Source organism: Bacteroidota bacterium (assembly GCA_019637975.1).
Taxonomy (GTDB): domain Bacteria; phylum Bacteroidota; class Ignavibacteria; order UBA10030; family UBA6906; genus CAADGV01.
The window spans coordinates 1-20,520 of sequence record JAHBUR010000013.1; the positions used below are offsets into that span (position 1 = coordinate 1).

The following is a 20,520-nucleotide window of genomic DNA, read 5'->3' on the forward strand; positions in this document are numbered from 1 at the left end:
GCAGTTATCGGCGTTGCGGCGGCATTTCTCTGGTCGGTGTTGCTGAGCCGTGTGCGAACGCTGCGCAATTCACTGTTTACAACGCCTGCATTCGTGTTCGTGATTTTTGCCGTTGCCGAGATGTTCGAGTTCAGCGGCGCCATCACATCGCTCGCATTCGGCATTGCGCTGGGGAATGTCGAGGCATTCAAGGTGCCGCGTTTGAAACAGTACATGCCTCTTGAACCGATCGCGCCGAACGAAATCGAGAAGACGTTCTTTTCCGAAATCGTCTTTCTGCTCAAGACATTCTTCTTTATTTACATCGGGCTTTCGATTCAGTTGAAGGATCCGCTGTGGCTGACGGTGGGACTTGCGCTGACGGCTCTGATCTTCGTTGCAAGAGTTCCCGTTGTCCGGTTCTCGATGTCGAAGCGCATTCCGGCACAAGATGCATCGTTTATGGCGACGATTGTGCCGAAGGGATTGGCGGCGGCTGTGCTTGCATCGATTCCATTGCAGCAAGGCGTTGAAGGCGGCGAGTTGATTCAGAACGTGACGTATTCCATCATTCTCTTCAGCATCATTGCAACATCGATTCTCATTTTCTTGCTCGATAAAACATCCCTCTTCAAACTGTATGAGAGAATGCTGAAAGCAAAGGCCTCACCGATGCTGAAAGAGCCGGAACCGGATGAGGATGTTCAATGAATCTCTTGATTGTCGGTGCAACGGGAGGAACGGGGCGCGAATTGGTAAAACAGGCTCTTGCTCAAGGACACAAGGTGACGGCGTTCGTGCGCAACCCTGCGGACTTGAAAATCACTCACAACAATCTCACAATCGCTGAAGGTGATGTTCTTGATTACGTATCAGTTGAGAAGGCTGTTCGCGGGAACGACGCCGTCCTCTCAGCCCTCGGTCATAAGCGATGGTTTGTGAGAACGACGATCCTCTCCGAAGGAACGAAGAACATCATCACGGCAATGGAGAAGCACGGCGTGAAGCGATTCGTGTGCGAAACGACTCTCGGCATTGGTGACACAAGAGGAAAGCTCGGTTTGTATTACACCCTCTTCGTCATTCCCGTTATTGTGTTTTTCTATTTCAGAGATAAAGAAACACAAGAACGTTACATCAAAGAGAGTACATTAGACTGGATTATCGTCCGGCCCGGACAGTTGACAAACGTCAAGAAACTCGGGAAGTATCGTCACGGAATGAACATTGGAAGTTGGTTTCGAACAGTCTCCATCTCACGTGCCGATGTCGCAGACTTCATGCTGAAGCAGGTTACCGACAACACGTATCTCCGCAAAACCCCCGCTGTTGCCAACTGAGCCGCCTTAGAATAAACTCGCGACGCCGATTGTGAACCGGAAATTCCGCGGCGCGCTGAGTCGCCAGGTGAAGTCGGCGCGGATGAGTTCAAAGATACGGCTGATGCTGAAGCCAACCTCGCCGTACCAGCCCGATGTTGTCGTGATATCAAGGCGGGGGGGATCCAATTGACCGCCCGTACGCTGGAATATGTACATAGGTCGTGCCCATGATTGCGCTGTCCCGCCATGAACGAGTAACTCAATGTTGTTCTCATACAGAAACGGAATGCCGAGCGCGAGAAAGGGGATGCTGCGGAAGTTATGTTCGAGATTCAACGCAACGAAACTGGTTCCACTGAATTCTTTCACGTTCATCGCTTTGAAGACGCCGAAGGGCGCAAATCCGGTCGAAGAGGTTTCGAGATCGAACAATTGTTGAGGGAAGCTGTTTCTCTCCGACACTCCCCCTGAGAGCCTCAGCGAAAGCGTCTGTGGAAACAGCATACTCCTGCTGAATGTCGGCAATACGAGAGTCCCTTCGGCCCAGATTCGATTCGAGGAAAGTAATCCTTCCCACTGCATGTTTTGTATGTGAAGCCCCAAGGAATTCCGCCGGACAATATCGAAAGGTACCGGTTCACCGCCAATACGCGCATCCCATCCGATGATGGTGAATCGGCCACTCTGAATTGCGGGATTCGTCCTGTAGGCACGCGAGCGGGCAAAGAGGCTGAAGTTGGAGTTCTGCGGCACAGAGCGGTGTTCCTCGTTCGCGAAGAATAATGTCATTTCCAATGTTGTTGATGGAGCATGTGTTATGAGGAGACGCCAACCTTCGGCCTCATAATAGTTCCTGTAATCGTTCTTAGCAAGAAGGGAAGTGATTGAATTGAAGAACACCCCGTAGTACCCCGCATCAGGTCGATACTGCATTGTGCGATACACATCGCCGCCAACGCCCCAGGTTTTTTTTAGCGACGTGAACACCGTTCCGCCGACAGTGTATTTTCCTCTCTTGTCCGAAAAGCCGTATGCAACACCGCCGCGCAATTGCACGATCGGGCTGAGACTATCGACTTCGATGCGTGCCCCAAGGCGGAATCCCTCGACCCTGTTGAATGCAAAGTCGAGATTCTCAACGAGTGAAGCGGCTTTGCCATCCGCGCCGATTTGAAACGCAACTCCCCGCGGCCGGAACTGAACATCAAGCGATTGTGTGCTGTCGAGTGTAGCGTACGCATTCTCTTCCTCCAGCGTCAACGGCAACACGTTGTTCTCCCGCCAGAACGACGTATCCAGTTCTGCAACCGAAATGGTGTCAACAGAGAGTCGGGGTTTTTGGAAGATGGTGTCGGGAAGGAGAATATTGATGTCGTAGTTTGAGATGACGGACGTTTGGGAGAAATCGATCGTCGGAATTTTGATGAGCGGAATGCTAATCTCCGCCGCCGCCTCGATGCGGATATCCACCGGCATCCAGAACGAATGGTCGTACAACCCGAACTGCTGGCGGTAACGGAGATGCTTCATTTTGACAAACGGAATGTTGAACGACTCGTTGGGCTGGACATCAACACCCATCAGCGCATACGAATCGTCCGCAATGTTGATGATGCCGTCGAACAACGGTCTCGTACGCGTTCTCGGAATCATCTTAATCTCATAAATTTCTTTTCCGTAACTCACTTGCGTCCGGAACAGCTTGTAGTCGTAGTAGTCAAGAGCATCGTCCGCCGTCGGCCCGATGAACGTGTAGCCGATGAAGCGGATTTCATCGTCGTTGAAGTTGATAATTCTTCCGACCGAGGCAAAGTTGAATTCCGATTTGATGTTCTCCGTCTGGCGCTTCTGCTTCACAATCTCGCGCAGCGTATCGCCCTTCTGCCAATATCCTTTTGTAAACGACTCGGTAATACTCGCAATCTCGTCATCCCGCTTCAACACCTGGCGCGTAAACGCATCCATCTCGAACGAATTCAGCCTTTCCATCCATTTCTTCTTGTTGGCAATCGCTCGACGGATGATCTCGATGGCGGGGTCTTCGCCGCGCACGAGTATTTCGGGAAGAACGATATCGGACGGGGTGAGTGAGATGTTGCGTACTTCGTTTTCCGTCAGCATCAGATGCAGCGTGTCCGGTTTGTAGCCGAGACAGCTTGCTACCACAATGCGCTTGCCGGGCCACAGCAGCAGTCGGTATTTGCCGTCCGCATTTGCGACAGTTCCGCGTGCCGTACCGGGCTCACGAAGATTCGCCGACGGCAACGGCTCGCCGGTGACGGCATCCTGCACGACGCCCGTGAGAACGAAAGACTCCTGTGACGCTGCCGTTGAACAGAGGAGAAGAACCGCCAGAAGGTATTTCATATCGGATAGGGGATGAAGGTTGACAGGGAAAGATACGAAAAGCGTAGATCAAAGTTGCCCCCGTCTCGTAACACAAAACCCCCGGCATCAATCAGCCGAGCAGTTTTCCCGCGCGCAGCCGCTCGAACAATGTGCCGCGAGCTTGGCGCTTGGCCCCGCTGCGGATGCGCCATTCCGTGTGAGGCTTCGAGGTGGAAATTCCGTGCAGTTTTTGCCAAGCGGGAAGAACGCGCCGCTCACATTCCAGCACTTCCGGTGCGAGGGGATCGAGCAGGTAGGCTCGCATCAACGACTCGAAAGCATTGTCGACCGCTCCGCGTGAAAGAAAATGTTCTGCACTCACAATCAGATTCCTGACACGCTTCTGAATTGTGCGCTCCTGTTCTTCCCTGTTGCTGGCCGGCTCTTCCTCCGTTGCGGTGAACGTGAAAAGGCTTCTCAAAGCGGACGGCTTTTCTTGTTCGGATCGGAGATTCCGTACAAGCTCGCGGATGAGATGAATTGATTTATTTTCCGGCTCGATCAGTTCGGCGTCGGCAAGCAGTTCGAGAGCTTCGCCATACAGACGCGATTCGATGAACTGTTCGGCTTCGGTAATCAGACGGGTGACGCGGGTATCCATGTTCTGGCACAATGCAAACGATGGCACAATGTACTCTGCTCACGCCGGCGAATGCTGTGTGAGCAGAGGCCGGTGACACATCATACAGAGAGGAATGATGAGCGGAGATGATGCCAAGCACATCCGCTACTGATAAGGCGGGCGGTCCGTCAAAGCGGCAACATCCCACGCGGGTGACTGCTCGTACTGTGCCGACCGTTCGGGACATGATGGAACGCTGCACATCCGGCAACAGGAAGGAAGGCACGGGTCGAGATGAATCAATACCTGTGCATGATTCTCCAACCCTTCCGTCAGTGTTTTCTGTATCGCATGTTGGAACGTCTCCGCCTTTGCAACAGTCCAGTAGAACGGAACAGTTAGATGGAAATCGACGTGATGCATTTGTCCGGAACGCATCACGCGCAGAAGATGCACAGTAATCCATTCGGCAGTCCGGTTTTTGTTGACAATATTGACAACGCTGTCAAGTGTTTCCGCGTCAGATTCATCCATCAACCCACCGACAGAAACACGCATCAGCTTGTAGCCCGAAACGAGAATATTGATGGCGACGGCGATAGCAACGAGGGGGTCAAGCAGTTCGATGTCCGTGAACCGGACCAGCAGCAATCCCGCAACAACGCCAAAGCTTGTCCACGAGTCGGTCAGCACATGTTTGCCGTCCGCGACAAGTGTGAGTGACTTCGTTTGCTTTCCCCGCTTGATAAGAAACCACCCGAGCCCGAGATTGATAACAGCGGCGCCGAGTGTCAGCAGCATGCCGGTATCCAGTTGCACAAGCTCGCGACCCACAATTATGCCGCGTACGGCCTCATAGATAATGGCAAGCGCGGCAACAACGATTAATCCGCCTTCAATGCCGGCGGAGAAGAACTCGATTTTGCCATGCCCGTAGGGGTGGGACTTGTCCGCGGGGCGCGAGCTGAGCACGACGCTGTAGAATGCCATCGAGGTGGCGGCAACATGTACGATGGATTCCAAGGCGTCGGAGAGAATTGCGGCGGAGTTGGTGATGAAGTACGCCGCCGTTTTCATGACGAGCATCAGCCCGCCGACACTCAGCGAGATGATTGCTGCTTGCTTTTTACGGTGATAGTCGCTGTCGGTTGGCATGACAAATCTGATCTTTGAATTCAAGATAGTGAGAAAAGTCGAAAGAAGATTGCCCTCAGGCAATTCCATTCACTTGGACTTCCCAATTCGCTTCCGTAATTTACCGCATGTCTCGCCCCAATCCCATCTTTGTCATCGGCGGCGGCGCAGCCGGAATCATTGCAGCGTGTCGTGCTGCTTCGCTCGGTGCCCGCGTTCTTCTTCTTGAACGGAATAGCAAATTGGGCATCAAGTTGCTTATCTCCGGCGGAGGCAAATGCAACATTACACACGCGGGGCCGATGGAGGAAGTCCGGGCAGCGTTTGTCCCTCACGAAGCGCGATTTCTCAAACCTTCCTTCTATACATTCTCCAACGATGATATTGTAAGAATGATTGAGGATGCCGGAGTTGCAACGTACACGCGTCCGAACGGCAGAGTCTTTCCTGTCAGCGGCAACGCGGATGATGTGGTGAACGCGCTGGCGGGATACCTGAAGAAAGAAGGAGTTCAATTGAGGCTGAACGCAAGAGTCTCCGGGATCGTACATCGTGAGGATGCGGTTCGGGGATTGATGATCGGGAATGTTGAGATAGAATCGGAACACATTATTCTCGCAACGGGCGGCGCATCGTATCCCAAAACGGGAACGAAGGGCGACGGCTTTGAATGGGCAAGAGCACTCGGACATACGATCGTGCCCGTTCGTCCCGCGCTTGCCCCGATCGGCATTGAGCCGAAGCTTCCTGCGGATTGGCGCGGCGTTGCTCTGCGGGACGGTTGCCTGATGGTGTTCGCCGACGGCAGGAAGCTGACGGAATGGCGCGACGATATTCTCTTCTCTCACGAAGGCATAACGGGGCCTGCTGCGCTCGAAGTCAGCCGCGTTGCGGCGGAAGCGATGCTTGCACACGACGTGGAATTGCGGTTTGATTTCTTCCCTCAAAAGGACTTTACTCACGTTGATGATGATCTGAACAAACTCGTTCTCTCAAAACGTGACAGGATGATCTCCACCCTGCTCGAATCGTGGCTGCCCAATAGAATTGTTCATCCGCTCCTGCAATCAGTCGGCATTGATGCTGCAAAGCGGGGGCATGTGCTGACGAGGGAGGAACGGCGGAAAATCGTCCAGCTTCTGAAAGACTGGAAACTCGGCAATGTTTCCTCCATCAACATTGAACGCGGCGAAGTGACGGCGGGAGGCGTGGCGCTGGACGAAGTTGACCCGAAATCGATGCGTTCGAGAAAGGTGAAGGGGCTGTACATTTGCGGAGAAGTTCTCGATATTGCAGGCCCGGTTGGCGGCTACAATCTGCAGGCGGCGTTTTCCACCGGCTTCGTGGCGGGGGAAACTGCGGCGAAGGATTGGCTGGCTTTGCAGGGTGATTGAGCCGCATCCCGGCGGAATCATCCCGCCTCTGAATGTGTTAGAATGAAAGAACTTGTCGAACAATAAGGATTTGCTTTTGTCATCCCGCAGATCATTTGTCAAAACGTTAGGATTGAGTCTGCTTGCCGCTCCGTCAATGCTTGCCGACGGGCAGCGCCGTCGAAGCAGACGCGAGATGTTTGCCAACGATGAGCCGATTGCGGTTCCGCAATTCAAGCCGGAGCCGCGTACGTGGAGCAACGATACGATCACGGCAGCGTGGATCGGACACGCGACCGTGCTCATCAATTTCTACGGCACGAACATCATCACCGATCCGGTATTCTCGGATCGGATCGGATTGAATGTTGCTCACTTGTTCACGATCGGCCCGAAGAGACTCGTTTATCCTGCTCTGACGTTCGACGAACTTCCTCCCATTGATCTTATTCTGCTGTCTCATGCACACATGGATCATCTTGACACTCCTACAATCAGAAAATTCAACCGCAACATCCCGATGGTGATTGCGCAGAATACGCACGACGTTGTTGAAGATTTCAGATTCGAGAAAGTGTATCAGTTGGATTGGGGTCAGTGGGCGCAGATTGGCGATGTACGAGTTGAGGCGCTTGAGGTGAAGCATTTCGGCTGGCGGTATCCGTGGGAACAGGATCGTTCGCGTGGCTATCATGACGGCAGGAGCTACAATGCGTATCTTCTTTCGAGGAACGGAAAGCAGATCGTTTTCGGCGGCGACACGGCATACCACGAACACTTCAAGAAGATCGGCGAGCGCAACATTCCGGTCGAGCTTGCGATGGTGCCGATTGGCGCGTACGATCCGTGGATTCACAATCACTGCACGCCCGAGCAAGCGCTGGAAATGGCGGGACACATGAATGCACGCCGCATTTTGCCGATGCATTGGAACACGTTCATTCAGAGTGAAGAACCGACAGCCGAACCAATGCAACGCCTCAAGGCTGCTGCTGCTCACGACCCCGACCGGATTGTGATTGACAGCATCGGGCAGACCTGGACACTGCCGAGGACGGCCGCTTCAACTGCAACAGTACCAACCGCCACCAATACATCTGAGTAGACTTCATGCTTACTGATAAAGTTGCTATCATTACCGGCGCCTCATCAGGCATCGGTGCAGCACTTGCGCAGATACTTGCCCGCGAAGGAGCAACGGTTGTCCTGGCCGCCCGCCGCATAGACAAGCTGTACGAGCTTGCGCAGAGTATCAAGTTGGCAGGAGGGAAGGCCGTTATTCATCCGACCGACGTGACAGTCAAAGCCGAGGCCGAACATCTCATTCATCAAACCCTTGAAGATCTCAAGCGAATCGACATTCTCGTGAACAATGCCGGCCGGGGGCATTTCGCCAATGTCGAAGATACAACTGACGAGATGATTCAAAGCATGTTCAAGCTGAATGTCTTCTCCCTCTGGTACACAGTCCGTCCGGCACTGAAATACATGAAGCAGCAGGAAAGCGGCCACATCATCAACATCGCAAGCATGGCGGGCAAGTTGGGTTATCCGTACAACAGCGCGTACGTCGCGGCAAAACACGCGGTGGTCGGCTTCACCATGGCATTGCGTCAGGAACTTCTCGAAACCGGAATTCACGCAACGGTTGTTTGTCCTGCCGGCGTGAAAACCGACTGGGCAAGCGTCACCGAAGGCGGCTCGATGCTGCCGATGTTTTCCGAATCGGGTCCGATCATAAAGAAGATTGCCGCTGATCGGGATATTCCTCTCCCACAAATCGAGGGAGTCCTTTCCGCTGAAGCCGTCGCAGAGAAAATTCTTGAATGTATTAAGAACCCCGTTGCCGAAGTCTATACGCAGAGCGGAGCGAAGGAATTCGTTGAACTCGCAACACGCAACCGGGAAGAAGCCGAGCATCACATGATTCCTGTTGTGTTGGGCGAGCGCGATGTGTACGAACGGGTGAAGAAGTCAGAGTAATGCATGAGGAAGAAATCCGTCAGCGAGATTGATGTCGCATTGCTTTCCGAACCTGAACTCTCTTTCGAAGATTGGAAGGAGTACGAAGAAGGCTGGCGGCTGTTCAACGAGCGGCAGTTCTGGCACGCGCATGAAGCATGGGAGAATGTCTGGAGACGACGGCCGGAGGAGAGCCGGATTTTCTTTCAGGGCATTATTCAGCTTGCGGCGGCATACCATCTTCTTGTCGTCAAGAAACGCTACGGCGGCATGATGCGGAATTTCGAGAAGGCGGAAGAAAAGCTGAAACTCTTTCCTCCGTTTTTTCTCGGGGTAGATGTTGATGGTTTGTTGCAGGCTATCAAGAGGGCTCGGGCTGAAATCCGGCGGGTTGGCGCTGAACACCTGGCAGATTGTGATCTTTCCGTTATCCCCGTCGTTTCAATTCGTCTGCCTAATACATGAAGGGGATTAATCTGTATGTTCTCTTTGCATAGTCCTCGTAACCGCTGAAGGCATTCCGCAACAGTTTCTCTTCGTAGTGGAGCTTCATTACCAGTACGGCCGCAAGACATATCCACAACGAACATCTCAACCAACTGAAGTCATCGGCAACAAGCGCGCCCGCTCCGACTATCAGCGATGTGTACATCGGGTGGCGGATGAGTCTGTACGGTCCCCGGTCCGTCATCTCCGCGTGAGCGGGAACATCAGGCGTTATGTTGAACTTGCCCAATCTCAATATGCCGATTGCCCACACTCCCAATCCCCAAGCCCCCGCCTCGACGATCAGGAGAAAGGAATTGCGCGCTACAATATGTCCCGCGGCGGCAAATAACGCAATGCACAAAAGTTGCAGCGCGACGAGAAGATATGAACGGAACTTCGGAGGTGCATACATGTGGGAAGATAAAGAAAATTTCATCCTGACGGGGAAAACATTGCCGATTTTCGCTCACCTTCTGTTCAGCCCGGTGTTGTGAATCACCGCATGAACAAATATATTTCATCACCTATAATAGCATGGGAACGAAGCGGGGTAGGGCATGCTTCATTATTTCCGGGGAAGCTCTCGGGCAACCCTTCTTGTATTGTAGCACAAGAGAATAGGGGCGCTATGAAAAAAATGCTTTTGGTACTTCTGCTTGTTGTCGTCTCGAATGCCGGCTTAGCTCAGTTGAAGAGAATTCTTCCGCAACAAACCTTCAATCGTGACGGCCGCTTCTCGTTCGGCGTGCGTGGCGGCTCGAATCTGTGGATTAATGACTTTGAGAGAAGGCAGGTTTCGGGCGGCGGCGATGTGTTTGTGAGATATTCGTTCACGAATCTGTTCTCTCTCGGCGTTATGGGAGGTTATGACGTGCTGCAGGCGCGGCAACGCGACCTCGACCGTACGGGCAACACGCCGCTGCAATTTGACTATGTAGAGACCAAAGGTTTCTCCGCGGATCTTGTTGCGTGGTTTCATTTCATATCGGGAAGCTTTGTCACGCCGTACGCGTATATCGGCGGAGGCGTGTACCGGTACAAGCGCAAGGTCTCCGGTGATATCTTCTACCCTGACGACAAGAATTACACGACGTATCATATTCCCGCCGGCTTCGGACTCGACGCGATGTTCTCGAAATATGTCGGCTTCACGCTCGATGTCGGCGTCCGGATTGTGGACGACCTCACTGATGCGCTGAAACGGGATGTGGCGGATAAAACGGTGATTGCTCTTGATTGGTACCCGACGGCGAAAGCGGGGCTGATGTTCTTTCTCGGCAGCAGCAACTACGACGATGATGACGCCGACGGTTTGACACTCGCCGAAGAAAGAAAGTTCGGCACAGACCCCGACAATCCCGATACGGACGGCGACGGTCTTCTCGACGGCGAGGAACTGAAGCTGTATATGACCGATCCCCGCAAAGCGGACAGCGATGGTGACGGAATTCGTGACGGCGACGAAATCCTCATCTACAAGACCAATCCCAACAAGGCCGATACGGACGGCGACGGGCTGAGCGATGGAGACGAAATCTTCCGTCACAACACCGATCCGTTCAAGGTTGATTCGGATGGCGACGGGCTGAGCGATGGAGAGGAAGTTCTCAAGTACAAAACAGATCCGCTGAAAGCCGATACCGACGGCGACGGACTTCCCGACGCTGACGAGATTGCCCGCGGCACAAATCCACTGAATCCCGACACTGACGGAGGCGGAGTTGAAGACGGACTTGAAGTTGCCCGCGGCACCAATCCGCTTGAGCGTCATGACGATATACCGAAGCCTCCTCCGCCTCTCGAAGTCGGCAAGGCGATTATTTTAGAGGGCATCACATTCAGAACCGGCAAATCGGCGATCGAGCCCGAATCGGAGCCGACGTTGATGCGCGCATTCGCGACAATGAAAGACAATCCCGAAATTTCCGTCGAGATTCGCGGGTACACCGACAATACCGGCTCGGAATCGTTGAACTATACGCTTTCGCAGCGCCGCGCCGAAGCGGTTCGTTCGTGGCTGATCTTCAAGGGCATCGAGTCGTGGCGCATCACGTCACGCGGATTCGGCCCGAGCTTCCCGATCGGCGACAACAGAACAGTGGAGGGAAGAGCCCGGAACAGGCGTATCGAATTCTTCCGCACGAAATAGAAAACTCCACAACGCATTGAAAGGTGTCTTCATTCTGAGTGAAGGCACCTTTCTTTTTTGAATCTGAAGTCGGCTCTTGCTATCTTCTATCAAACCTCTATCATCCCGCCACATTCAGAAAAAGGAAATTCCATGGCAGATCCGATGCTTATCGCGAAAAGTGACAGCGAGCTGTTTCTTCTTCCAAAAATGGCAAACCGGCATGGACTGGTTGCGGGCGCAACGGGTACGGGAAAAACTGTAACGCTGCAAGTGATGGCTGAACGCTTCAGCCGTATCGGTGTTCCCGTCTTCATGGCGGATGTGAAGGGCGACCTTTCCGGTATCAGCCAGAAGGGCGGCGGGAATGCGAAAGTCGATGCGCGTATTCAACAATTGGGATTGGGGGAATTCGAATTCGAAGGCTCACCTGTGACGTTCTGGGATGTCTTCGGCGAGCAGGGTCATCCCGTCCGGGCGACGGTTTCGGAAATGGGGCCGTTGTTGTTCAGCAGACTTTTGAACCTGAACGAGACGCAGGCGGGTGTGCTCAATATGGTCTTCAAGATTGCCGATGATGAGGGGCTTCTTCTCCTCGATCTGAAGGACCTTCGCTCCATGCTGCAATATGTCGGCGATAACGCATCGCAGTTCAAGACGCGGTACGGAAATGTTTCGGCCGCAAGCATCGGAACGATTCAGCGCGGCCTTTTGCAGCTTGAGCAGCAAGGGGGGGAGAAGTTCTTCGGCGAACCGGCGCTTGATCTCGACGACCTGATGCAAACAGACAGCAAGGGACGCGGCATGGTGAACATCCTCGCCGCCGACAAGCTGTTGCAATCGCCGATGATCTATGCGACGTTTCTGTTATGGCTTCTCTCGGAACTGTTTGAACGCTTGCCGGAAGTTGGTGATCTGGAAAAGCCGAAGCTTGTCTTTTTCTTCGATGAAGCCCACCTTCTGTTCGCTGACGCGCAGCCGACACTTCTTCAGAAGATCGAGCAAGTCGTCCGCCTCGTCCGTTCAAAAGGAGTGGGAGTATATTTCATTTCGCAGAATCCGCTTGACGTGCCCGACGTTGTTCTTGGCCAGCTCGGCAACCGCGTGCAGCATGCGTTGCGCGCTTTCACGCCGCGTGATCAGAAAGCGGTGAAATCGGCGGCACAAACATTCCGGACAAATCCCGATCTGGAAGTCGAGAAGGCGATTACCGAGCTTGGTGTGGGGGAGGCGTTGGTATCATTTTTGGATGAGAAGGGAACGCCCGGCATTGTGCAGCGCGCACTCGTCTGTCCGCCGTACAGCCGTATCGGGCCGATTGATGCGGGCCAGCGACAGAGCATTATGGCCGGGTCCATCGTTGCCGGGCATTATGAGAAAGTGGTTGATCGTGAGTCCGCCTATGAGTTGCTCACATCACGCGTCGAGCAGGAGAAGGTGCAGGCGATCGCGCAACGGCAAGCTGCCGCAAAGGAGAAACCGCGCGGCCGCCAACCCGACAGCATGTTGGAATCCGTTGCAAAGAGCACGCTGCGCGCCATGGGAAGTTCGGCAGGACGCCAGTTAATGCGCGGAATTCTCGGCGGATTGATGGGGGGATCGAAGCGGCGTTGAGGTTTTCAAACACACGGAGACTCCGAAGTGTACAAAGAATCTCCGTTTCTCAGTGGCGTTCTTGGAAGCTATTCGCTTTCCAACATTTCCTTTGCGTTCTGCAGTTCCGCCTGGTGTGCTTCGCTGACTTCGGGAAACTCCATGTCGAGTGATTCGAGTTTTGACGCGATGATATCAGCGACGGCGGCTCGCGTGAACCACTTGCGGTCGGCGGGAATGACGTGCCACGGCGCCCATTTCGTGCTGGTGTGATTCAGCATCTCTTCGTAGGCGTGCATATAGTCGTCCCAGCGGGCACGCTCCTTCACATCGCCGAACGAAAACTTCCAGTTCTTCTCGGGCCTTTCAATCCGTTCGAGAAAGCGTTCCTTCTGTTCCTTTCTTGATACATTCAAAAAGAACTTCAGAATCACAGTGCCGCTTCGTGTGAGATAGCGTTCGAAGTTGTTGATATCTTCGAAGCGATGCTGCCAGATGTCTTCGTTGCGCTCTTCATCGGGGATGTTCTGATTGTTGAGAATCTCCGGATGCACGCGCACGATCAGGACTTCTTCGTAGTACGATCGGTTGAAGATGCCGATACGCCCGCGTTCAGGCAGAGCTTTCGTTGTACGCCACATGAAGTCGTGATCCAACTCCTCCTGCGACGGTGCTTTGAAGCTGAATACCTGACACCCCTGCGGATTCACGCCGCTCATGACATGCTTGATGACGCCATCCTTTCCCGCCGCATCCATCGCCTGAAAAATCAGCAACAGCGCGTACCGATCGTGCGCGTAGAGAACTTCCTGCAACTTTGCAAGTCGTTCGATATCCTTTTCGAGCTTCTCCTTCGCTTCGTTCTTGGATGTGAAATCGCCGGTGTAAGCAGGATCATAATCTTTGAGGGCGATCTTCTTTCCGGGCGGGACGATGAGGTTGTCGTGGTTCATGATGTCTCCTTGATTGAACAAGTGGAAAAGATTTCAACACGAAGGCGCAAAGGACTCGAAGATTCACGAAGTGTTCTTTTCTCTTTGTGAACCTTTGTGCTCTTTGTGTCTTTTGCCGAAGGCATTCCTTCGGAAGTGTTGAATCTCTTATCCAAGCCTACTAAACACAGAAATACACCGGCTCGTTTCCCTTCTTCCACTTGATGTTACACCCGATGCTCGGAATTTGATTCGGGTTCGCCGACTTGCCGTCGAGAACGGCGTCGAGGGCGGCGCGTACGTCTCTGCCCGTAACGGGGATGTCGTTCTTCGGTCTGCTGTCATCGAGCTGGCCGCGGTACACCAACCTTCTCGATGCATCGAACAGATAAAACTCCGGCGTGCAGGCGGCGTTGTACGCCTTGGCGACTTCCTGACTTTCGTCAAAACAGAACGGGAATGTGAAGCCGAGTTCCTTCGCCATCTCCGCCGAGCTTTCCGCGGAATCGTCCGGATACTGCACGGCATCGTTCGATGTTATTGCCACGATGCCGACGCTCTTGTTCGCATAGTCCCTGCCGATGCGTGCAATCTCGTCCTGTATGTGCTTCACATACGGACAATGTCTGCAGATGAACATCGCGAGCAGAGCGTTCTTGTCTTTGAAAGTTTCGAGCGAGATTGTTTTTCCGCTGACGACATCCGGCAGACTGAATGCCGGTACCGGCGTGCCGAGGGGAAGCATTGTGGAAAGGGTGCTGGCCATGAGAGTTCTTCCTTTGGAGTTCGTCATTCAACCCGTTGTTGTGGCCCGGTTACAGGTACTTCGTTTGCAAGATATTCCTATGATGCACCTCGTGCCCTGCAATAATATACGCAAGCGCCCGGACGGAAACTTCGGCGTTGCTTGCAGTGCCACTCCTGAGCCAAGCCTCATCACTGAGATGCTTGAACAATGCTGTCGTTGCCTGCCGGACATGCGAGAACTCCTCTGAAAGCTCGGCAAGCGGACATGCATCGTAGTTGCCGAACTGGATGTACGGCTCTTGCTCAAATCCCGGAAGCGGAGTCTTATCGTTGCGGGAAATGCGCAACGCCCTGTAGGAAAACACTCGCTCGGAATCAATCACATGTCCAAGGAGTTCCCTGATACTCCATTTGCCCGGCGCATAGCGGAATTGCTCCTGCGATTGCGGGATGCCGCGCAGCAGCCGAAGAGTCTCATCCTTCTGACGGTTGAGCGTTGCGAGAATGTCTTCCTTTGGAACGAGAGAGACGTACGTCCGGTAGTAGGGGGCGTATTCAGTTGGTTCGGGATAGCGGGTTGCATCTGCAGCCATGGTTTTTCTAATCCTATTTGTAAGAGAATCTCTGTGTCTTTGTGCCTCTGTGGCTCATTACATTTCTATCTCACTAAAGTTACCAGCAAATGCGTGAGCGTCTCTTCAGCATTCCCGCACAATCCCGTATGAACCGGTGACGTTTGCACAATCGTGCTGCGGGGCGCAGTGAGCCAGCGAAACCGCTCGCCTGGCGGAAGTTTGCCGATTGCCCCAGCCTGTTCGCCTCCGGCGCAAACCTGCTCAAATGCGCGAAGCTGTTCCTTGATTGCGCCAATATCTACTGCCTCGCTGAACGCACGCAATTTCTCTTCGTTCAGCTCGTATGCGATGCGCAGGAATTCCTGTGCCGGACAGAAAAGAAGAATGCCCGCGTTGAGGAATTCCTCCCGCTCGACCCGCGGCACAATGCGGATGATGGCGTATTCAAACAGATCGTTCGCGGGCACGGCGTGCCTCCTCGAGAAAAATGTTTGATGATCGTAATCGTTCCGTCAGAAATGCAGTGTAGAGCCGCCGCAAATCTTCAGCAGAGAACTCCGTACCAACAGCAGCCCCGGTCAACCATTCGTCGGGAATCAGCCGCACAATTTCCGAAAGGCGTTCGTGAGGGAGGCTTGCCCTCATCTCTTCATCGACGGCTGCAAGCTCATGAGCTTCGTTGAGAAGGATATGATCCTTCACCTGTTCAAACGGACGGCGGCTTACAGCTTCTACCGAGTTCCAGTTCTGCGGGACGTGATGGAAGTAGAGCGATGCCCCGTGATCAATAAGCCAGATGTTCTTGTGCCACACAAGCAAGTTGGCGTTGCGCGGTGTTCTGTCAACGTTAGTCAGATAAATGTCCAACCACACAATCTGCGAAGCGAGACGGCTTTCCACAGCTGTTACAACGGGGTTGAATGCTACCGCCCCGGGCAGATAGTCTATTGCGAGATTCAGCCCGGCGCTCGCGCGCAGCAAGTCCTGAATCTCCGGGTCAGGCTCAAGACGGCTCAGTTCGACATCGAGTGTCGCAAAAACAATCTCCGGAACGCGAAGCCCGAGCGTGCGTGCAATTTCCCCGGCAATGAGTTCGGCAATCAGGGCCTTGACACCCTGTCCGGCGCCGCGAAACTTCAGCACATACAGCCCGTCGTCATCCGCTTCGACGATGGCGGGCAGAGAACTCCCTTCGCGCAACGGCGTAACGTAGCGCGTAACGTTGACGGTTCGGATTGTCGGGGGATGGGGCACGGGAATTCTTGAAGTTGATGGAATAATATACTCCGCGTTGGCACGAGTAGCAATCAGAGGATGGATGCAATCCGTCTGATATACTCCGGCGTCGTACCGCAACATCCGCCGATGACGGATGCCCCGAGATTTCGCCATTCGAGCGCAAACCGGGCGTATTCCTTCTCATCAACATCGCGAGCCATTGCCCCCTCACGAACCTCAGGCTTACCGATGTTGCCATAGACTGCGAAGGGGATTGGTGATTGGAGATTACCGATTACGGATTTCAGTTGATGGATGAGCGGTGTAAGATAACGCGGCGAAATGCAGTTCAGCGAAAACATCGTCGGTTGAAGTTCAGCAATTGCTTTGATTGCATCGGTTAGTTGCTCGCCGCCGTAAAGTGTTCCATCCTTCTTGCATGTGAAGCTGACTACCACTTCCTTGCCCGTTGCCTTTGCCGCTTTGCATGCTGCGTACGCTTCGCGAATTGTCGTCATCGTCTCGACCAGAAAGAAATCAACGCCGAGTTCTGCAAGACGTCCGGCAAGCTCTGTGTGTTCCGCCAGCAGATCGTTTTCGTTCGGGACCAACTCCGGATGGTAACAATCCTCAACAGGCGCAATGCAACCTGCAATCAGAATCTCACGATCGGGGAATGTGTCTCGCGCTTGCCGTGCAAGTTGCACCGCCTTTGTCGTCAGTTCAAGTGAATGATCGGGAAGATTGGCGTTCTTGAACACGCGTTGGTTGGTTCGGAAGGTGTTCGTGACGATAATGTCAGCGCCCGCTTGGATATAATCCTTATGAATCTGCAACCCCACTTCGGGATGATGTACCAACGCATTGGCAGACCACAACGGCAACCCGATATCGATGCCGCGACGCTCAAGCTCTGTCCCCATCGCGCCGCTGAGAATCAACGGCGATTTCTTTGCCAACATTTCTGTCAATATCCGGCGCATTACTCCTGCCAGGGATATTTGAATTCCACCATTGCGCCGTTCCGCTCCACAATCTCCTTGATGCGCTGCTCAATGGTCGAGCGGGCTTCGGCAAGCATGCCGGAGTTCTGCGCTTTTTCGCGGGCAATGCGATGAAGTTCTTGCACCGCCGTTTCCCTGTCGGCGTCGGAGATTCTGTTCCACCAACCATTTTCATCAAGAATGATTTTGTAGGAATTCATCTCAACCGACAGAAGTTTTGGTGCGGGCATGTCGGCATCGACTCTCAACGGATACTTTCGGATGGTGATGGTGAAAGGCTCGTGCAAGTCAAATCCGGCTTTTGCCGTGAATGTTCCGCGCAGCGCAATCGTCTTCGTGCTTCCTAACCATTGATGCGACCATGAATACTCCACCATCATATCCCGTGCGACCGTCGCAATTTCAAGAATCGGCGTGTTTTGTTCGATGACGACGGTTTCGTTGATTTGAACTCTCGGCGTGAAGTTGAATGCTTCCTTGATGCCGTTGGCCACATTGGTCGCAAGATCTGTCGGGATTCTTACAAACACAATGTAAGCGGCTATCGCTGCGAGCAGCAATCCGATTCCGCCCGCTATCATCAGCTTCGAGTGTTTTGAGTTCATCATTTTTGGGATGAGATTGTCTGTGGATAATATAACCATGCAACCACTGAAATGAAAAAGCCCGCTCTTGCTGCGGGCCTTATGATCGTGTACACGCCGTTACAACGTCAGGCAACATCAAGTGTGCTGTTCCATCCTCCCATACCGTCAGGCTCTTTTTCTTTGTTGGCAGGATCTTCCAACCAAACGGCGCTGTCAATCACGTACTTGTACTGATGCTTTCCCGGCCGGGGTTTTGGCAGCCAGACACTCCACCAGCCTTCGGCGGATTCCTGCAACCGCAACGCCTGAGCGTTCCAATTGTTGAAACTTCCTGCGACAGCAACAGTCCGCGGAACACGATTGTGATACACAAAAAGAAGTCGCCCGTCAACGGCATGTACGCCCGCTTGCAGCGAGGCATGCCGCTTTTTCAGCGCCCGCTCGACTGCTGCGCGGGGATTGAGTACGCCGCGCCCTTGCTGCTCTTCCGGCGCATTCTTCAGCGGCTCGGCTGTTTCCATCAGGATGTGTTTCACTTCGCCCGGCGTGAGATCGGGGTTTGCTTCAAGCATCTGCGCCACGACCGAGCTGACAATCGGCGATGCGAACGATGTGCCATCGACATGCTTGTAGTGAGGGGCGATGTATTTCATCTCCCCGATTCTCCCCTTCACCCATGAATGAATTTTCTCTCTCTTCAATTCCTTGGGAGCTGAGGGGAGATTCTTCCGGTTGCGTGCGAGCAGCTTTTCCGCCATGCGCGGTGAGAAGTCAAGGAGTTTGAAGAGAAACGGCGCCTCCTTGAACTGGTCGGTTCCCGGAAGAATAGGCCCCGCAACCCAGATTGCCGGCGCAATCAGTTCAGGTTTCGAGTAACCGTCAACTGTGGTGCCGTAGGTCGAGTGAAACATCGTGCGAAAGTTCTTCCAGATTTCGTTTTGATCGTTCAGTCCGCCGACTGTGATTGCCGATGGCGAACTCGCCGGCGGGATGATCGGCTTCGAGGGATTGTTGCCGACTGCCGTAACGACGACAATTCCCTGTGCTACTGCCTCTTCTACTGCTTGATCAACCGGACTTTCCTTTGACGACACCGGCTCATCATCTGCAACCGAGAGGCTGATGATGCGGATATTGAATTCCTCCGCATGATCGATTGCCCAACGGATGCCGCGGGTGATGTTTTCGGTGTTGATCCAACCGGATTTTGCATCCATCACCTTGATCAAAACAACATCCGCCTCCGACGCGATGCCGCGATACATTCCTTTCGATAGCCAGCCGTCACCTGCCGCAGCAACGGAGGTCATCGTGCCGTGCCAGCTTTCGACATGCGGCTTGTTGAAGTAACTTCGCCGCCGTTTTTCGTTCGTGACATCAACAATCGCCTTGATGCGATTGCGCTGCTTTGCAAGATCGGGGTGCGGGTAGAAGCCCGAGTCGATGAACGCAATGGTAATTCCTCTTCCCCTGAAACGCGGGTCGGCGTTGAGCCGGAGCGGTGTGGGAAGTAATGCGAACTCATTGGAGACACGATTGCGGAAGAGTGTGCTGCGAACAGCCGTTTCACCGGACGATCTCCCGTCGGGTACAAAGTCGGGATCGGGAAGGAAGTGATCATCCGCCGATTCAAATTCATTCAAGTACAGGCAACGCTCGCACATTCCCTGATATACAGACCAGGAGGGATAGCGCGCTTCCATCTTCTTCACAACCGCTTCTTCGCCGTTGCCGGTGAAGTCATGCAGAAGTTGCTCAACGTACTGCTTGCAAATCGGACATTTGGGAGAGAACATGAATCCTCAGGAGAATACTTGCGCCATCAGCTTGCGCTTGGCAATGGGAAGAAGGGTTTCGGTGTAGGGAAAATCCAAATCTGTTTCACATATGAATGTTGCCGGATTGGGGAGATCACGATATTTCTCTATCAAGTCAAGTTTGATTGATTCGGGGGATTGATGAATAAGCTCCTGTCCGATCTCTCCCAAATTCGTCGTCTTCAATCGACGATAGCGTTCGTTTGCAGATGTAAACAACGACACTTCATACCGCAACAAATGCAGAAGTGCTGCTTTGGGGTCAGGAACGAACCAGTAGCCTTCTTCTCGATACATCGGCATGATCCCGACCTGTTCAATATGCATGTGTTCTTCGACGAAGTTGTAAATGCCGGCACCTTCTTCAATGACCTGCTGCAGGAGAGGGAGTCCCCACGTGATGAGTTCTGCTGCGCGCTCAAGATCACCGTCACTCATGGCATGCTCGTACACAAGTTTTCCCTGCTCCAGATCCACTTCCTTCAGATTGTGCGACATGTGTCCCTGAATATCATTCATCCCGTTGAGCACGCGGACGAGTGCCGCGTGAAGATCCACCAACTCCGCGAGTGCCGGATACAACTTGTTATGCGAGAACTCGCCGTAACACTCTTTCAATCCTTGAAGCACGTGATATTGCCGCGCTTCCATATCGCTCGAACCCGTGAGAAATGCGTCGAGACTCAACCTGTACATATCGACTCCCTGAA

Annotated in this window: 21 protein-coding genes; 8 read left to right on the forward strand and 13 right to left on the reverse strand. The window is 53.4% G+C overall.

Annotation, left to right across the window (positions count from 1 at the left end; translation table 11 throughout):
• Positions 1 to 690: cation:proton antiporter (locus KF749_08875; protein ID MBX2991269.1), on the forward strand; the 690-nt coding region annotated here is incomplete at its 5' end.
• Positions 687 to 1,319 (forward strand): SDR family oxidoreductase, encoded by a 633-nt coding sequence (locus KF749_08880; GenBank protein ID MBX2991270.1) that lies wholly within the window; start codon positions 687 to 689, stop codon positions 1,317 to 1,319. The genes KF749_08875 and KF749_08880, both read left to right, overlap by 4 nt.
• Before the next feature lie 6 nt (positions 1,320 to 1,325).
• Here the strand turns inward: KF749_08880 and KF749_08885 are convergent, their stop codons facing one another.
• The 3 genes from KF749_08885 to KF749_08895 form a co-directional block, all read right to left on the reverse strand.
• Positions 1,326 to 3,668, reverse strand: coding sequence for a carboxypeptidase-like regulatory domain-containing protein (locus KF749_08885; GenBank protein ID MBX2991271.1), 2,343 nt, complete (start codon positions 3,666 to 3,668; stop codon positions 1,326 to 1,328).
• A 91-nt stretch (positions 3,669 to 3,759) separates the two neighbouring features.
• Positions 3,760 to 4,317 carry a hypothetical protein gene (locus KF749_08890; protein MBX2991272.1) on the reverse strand — a complete coding sequence of 186 codons (558 nt, stop codon included), beginning with the start codon at positions 4,315 to 4,317 and terminating at the stop codon, positions 3,760 to 3,762.
• Between the two features lie 99 nt (positions 4,318 to 4,416).
• Complete coding sequence (locus KF749_08895) at positions 4,417 to 5,406, reverse strand: cation transporter (GenBank protein MBX2991273.1); 990 nt, start codon at positions 5,404 to 5,406, stop codon at positions 4,417 to 4,419.
• A 107-nt stretch (positions 5,407 to 5,513) separates the two neighbouring features.
• On the opposite strand from KF749_08895, the gene KF749_08900 reads away from it, so the two are divergent.
• The 4 genes from KF749_08900 to KF749_08915 are packed head-to-tail and all read left to right on the forward strand — an operon-like array spanning position 5,514 to position 9,185.
• Positions 5,514 to 6,779 carry an NAD(P)/FAD-dependent oxidoreductase gene (locus KF749_08900; protein MBX2991274.1) on the forward strand — a complete coding sequence of 422 codons (1,266 nt, stop codon included), beginning with the start codon at positions 5,514 to 5,516 and terminating at the stop codon, positions 6,777 to 6,779.
• 52 nt (positions 6,780 to 6,831) lie between these two features.
• On the forward strand, positions 6,832 to 7,863 hold the full coding sequence (locus KF749_08905) for an MBL fold metallo-hydrolase (GenBank protein MBX2991275.1): 1,032 nt from the start codon (positions 6,832 to 6,834) through the stop codon (positions 7,861 to 7,863).
• A gap of 5 nt (positions 7,864 to 7,868) precedes the next feature.
• A complete protein-coding gene (locus KF749_08910) occupies positions 7,869 to 8,741 on the forward strand; it encodes an SDR family oxidoreductase (protein ID MBX2991276.1) in 873 nt (290 codons plus the stop codon).
• A gap of 3 nt (positions 8,742 to 8,744) precedes the next feature.
• Complete coding sequence (locus KF749_08915) at positions 8,745 to 9,185, forward strand: DUF309 domain-containing protein (protein MBX2991277.1); 441 nt, start codon at positions 8,745 to 8,747, stop codon at positions 9,183 to 9,185.
• Here the strand turns inward: KF749_08915 and KF749_08920 are convergent.
• A complete protein-coding gene (locus tag KF749_08920; GenBank protein MBX2991278.1) occupies positions 9,175 to 9,621 on the reverse strand; it encodes an isoprenylcysteine carboxylmethyltransferase family protein in 447 nt (148 codons plus the stop codon). The genes KF749_08915 and KF749_08920 overlap by 11 nt on opposite strands.
• A 216-nt stretch (positions 9,622 to 9,837) precedes the next feature.
• On the opposite strand from KF749_08920, the gene KF749_08925 reads away from it, so the two are divergent.
• Complete coding sequence (locus KF749_08925) at positions 9,838 to 11,358, forward strand: OmpA family protein (GenBank protein MBX2991279.1); 1,521 nt, start codon at positions 9,838 to 9,840, stop codon at positions 11,356 to 11,358.
• A 132-nt stretch (positions 11,359 to 11,490) separates the two neighbouring features.
• The gene (locus tag KF749_08930; protein MBX2991280.1) at positions 11,491 to 12,951 is read left to right on the forward strand and encodes a DUF853 family protein; all 1,461 of its coding nucleotides are present in this window, start codon (positions 11,491 to 11,493) and stop codon (positions 12,949 to 12,951) included.
• 68 nt (positions 12,952 to 13,019) lie between these two features.
• Here the strand turns inward: KF749_08930 and KF749_08935 are convergent, their stop codons facing one another.
• From KF749_08935 to KF749_08975, 9 genes are all read right to left on the reverse strand, one after another.
• Positions 13,020 to 13,883: a polyphosphate kinase 2 family protein gene (locus KF749_08935; GenBank protein ID MBX2991281.1), complete on the reverse strand. Its 864-nt coding sequence runs from the start codon at positions 13,881 to 13,883 to the stop codon at positions 13,020 to 13,022.
• A 160-nt stretch (positions 13,884 to 14,043) separates the two neighbouring features.
• Positions 14,044 to 14,628: a thioredoxin family protein gene (locus KF749_08940; GenBank protein ID MBX2991282.1), complete on the reverse strand. Its 585-nt coding sequence runs from the start codon at positions 14,626 to 14,628 to the stop codon at positions 14,044 to 14,046.
• 49 nt (positions 14,629 to 14,677) lie between these two features.
• Positions 14,678 to 15,202, reverse strand: a complete 525-nt coding sequence (locus tag KF749_08945) for a DinB family protein (GenBank protein ID MBX2991283.1) — start codon at positions 15,200 to 15,202, stop codon at positions 14,678 to 14,680.
• Positions 15,203 to 15,267: 65 nt separating this feature from the next.
• Positions 15,268 to 15,651, reverse strand: coding sequence for a DUF3037 domain-containing protein (locus tag KF749_08950; protein ID MBX2991284.1), 384 nt, complete (start codon positions 15,649 to 15,651; stop codon positions 15,268 to 15,270).
• Positions 15,629 to 16,438 (reverse strand): aminotransferase class I and II, encoded by an 810-nt coding sequence (locus tag KF749_08955; GenBank protein MBX2991285.1) that lies wholly within the window; start codon positions 16,436 to 16,438, stop codon positions 15,629 to 15,631. The genes KF749_08950 and KF749_08955 overlap by 23 nt, the downstream gene beginning before the upstream one ends.
• Positions 16,439 to 16,491: 53 nt before the next feature.
• Complete coding sequence (locus KF749_08960; GenBank protein MBX2991286.1) at positions 16,492 to 17,385, reverse strand: homocysteine S-methyltransferase family protein; 894 nt, start codon at positions 17,383 to 17,385, stop codon at positions 16,492 to 16,494.
• Complete coding sequence (locus KF749_08965; GenBank protein MBX2991287.1) at positions 17,385 to 18,050, reverse strand: DUF4230 domain-containing protein; 666 nt, start codon at positions 18,048 to 18,050, stop codon at positions 17,385 to 17,387. The genes KF749_08960 and KF749_08965 overlap by 1 nt, the downstream gene beginning before the upstream one ends.
• A 68-nt stretch (positions 18,051 to 18,118) precedes the next feature.
• The gene (locus tag KF749_08970) at positions 18,119 to 19,789 is read right to left on the reverse strand and encodes a S8 family serine peptidase (protein MBX2991288.1); all 1,671 of its coding nucleotides are present in this window, start codon (positions 19,787 to 19,789) and stop codon (positions 18,119 to 18,121) included.
• A 6-nt stretch (positions 19,790 to 19,795) separates the two neighbouring features.
• Positions 19,796 to 20,506 carry a hypothetical protein gene (locus tag KF749_08975; GenBank protein MBX2991289.1) on the reverse strand — a complete coding sequence of 237 codons (711 nt, stop codon included), beginning with the start codon at positions 20,504 to 20,506 and terminating at the stop codon, positions 19,796 to 19,798.
• Positions 20,507 to 20,520: the final 14 nt, after the last annotated feature.

What these genes read in the sequence shown, in the direction of transcription:
- KF749_08900 (MBX2991274.1), top strand. Translation starts at nt 5,514, where the DNA reads ATGTCTCGCCCCAATCCCATCTTTGTCATCGGCGGCGGCGCAGCCGGA.
- KF749_08930 (MBX2991280.1), top strand. Translation starts at nt 11,491, where the DNA reads ATGGCAGATCCGATGCTTATCGCGAAAAGTGACAGCGAGCTGTTTCTT.
- KF749_08945 (MBX2991283.1), bottom strand. Translation starts at nt 15,202, where the DNA reads ATGGCTGCAGATGCAACCCGCTATCCCGAACCAACTGAATACGCCCCC.
- KF749_08920 (MBX2991278.1), bottom strand. Translation starts at nt 9,621, where the DNA reads ATGTATGCACCTCCGAAGTTCCGTTCATATCTTCTCGTCGCGCTGCAA.
- KF749_08940 (MBX2991282.1), bottom strand. Translation starts at nt 14,628, where the DNA reads ATGGCCAGCACCCTTTCCACAATGCTTCCCCTCGGCACGCCGGTACCG.
- KF749_08965 (MBX2991287.1), bottom strand. Translation starts at nt 18,050, where the DNA reads ATGGTTATATTATCCACAGACAATCTCATCCCAAAAATGATGAACTCA.
- KF749_08970 (MBX2991288.1), bottom strand. Translation starts at nt 19,789, where the DNA reads ATGTTCTCTCCCAAATGTCCGATTTGCAAGCAGTACGTTGAGCAACTT.
- KF749_08935 (MBX2991281.1), bottom strand. Translation starts at nt 13,883, where the DNA reads ATGAACCACGACAACCTCATCGTCCCGCCCGGAAAGAAGATCGCCCTC.
- KF749_08960 (MBX2991286.1), bottom strand. Translation starts at nt 17,385, where the DNA reads ATGCGCCGGATATTGACAGAAATGTTGGCAAAGAAATCGCCGTTGATT.
- KF749_08885 (MBX2991271.1), bottom strand. Translation starts at nt 3,668, where the DNA reads ATGAAATACCTTCTGGCGGTTCTTCTCCTCTGTTCAACGGCAGCGTCA.
- KF749_08895 (MBX2991273.1), bottom strand. Translation starts at nt 5,406, where the DNA reads ATGCCAACCGACAGCGACTATCACCGTAAAAAGCAAGCAGCAATCATC.
- KF749_08880 (MBX2991270.1), top strand. Translation starts at nt 687, where the DNA reads ATGAATCTCTTGATTGTCGGTGCAACGGGAGGAACGGGGCGCGAATTG.
- KF749_08910 (MBX2991276.1), top strand. Translation starts at nt 7,869, where the DNA reads ATGCTTACTGATAAAGTTGCTATCATTACCGGCGCCTCATCAGGCATC.
- KF749_08975 (MBX2991289.1), bottom strand. Translation starts at nt 20,506, where the DNA reads ATGTACAGGTTGAGTCTCGACGCATTTCTCACGGGTTCGAGCGATATG.
- KF749_08915 (MBX2991277.1), top strand. Translation starts at nt 8,745, where the DNA reads ATGAGGAAGAAATCCGTCAGCGAGATTGATGTCGCATTGCTTTCCGAA.
- KF749_08925 (MBX2991279.1), top strand. Translation starts at nt 9,838, where the DNA reads ATGAAAAAAATGCTTTTGGTACTTCTGCTTGTTGTCGTCTCGAATGCC.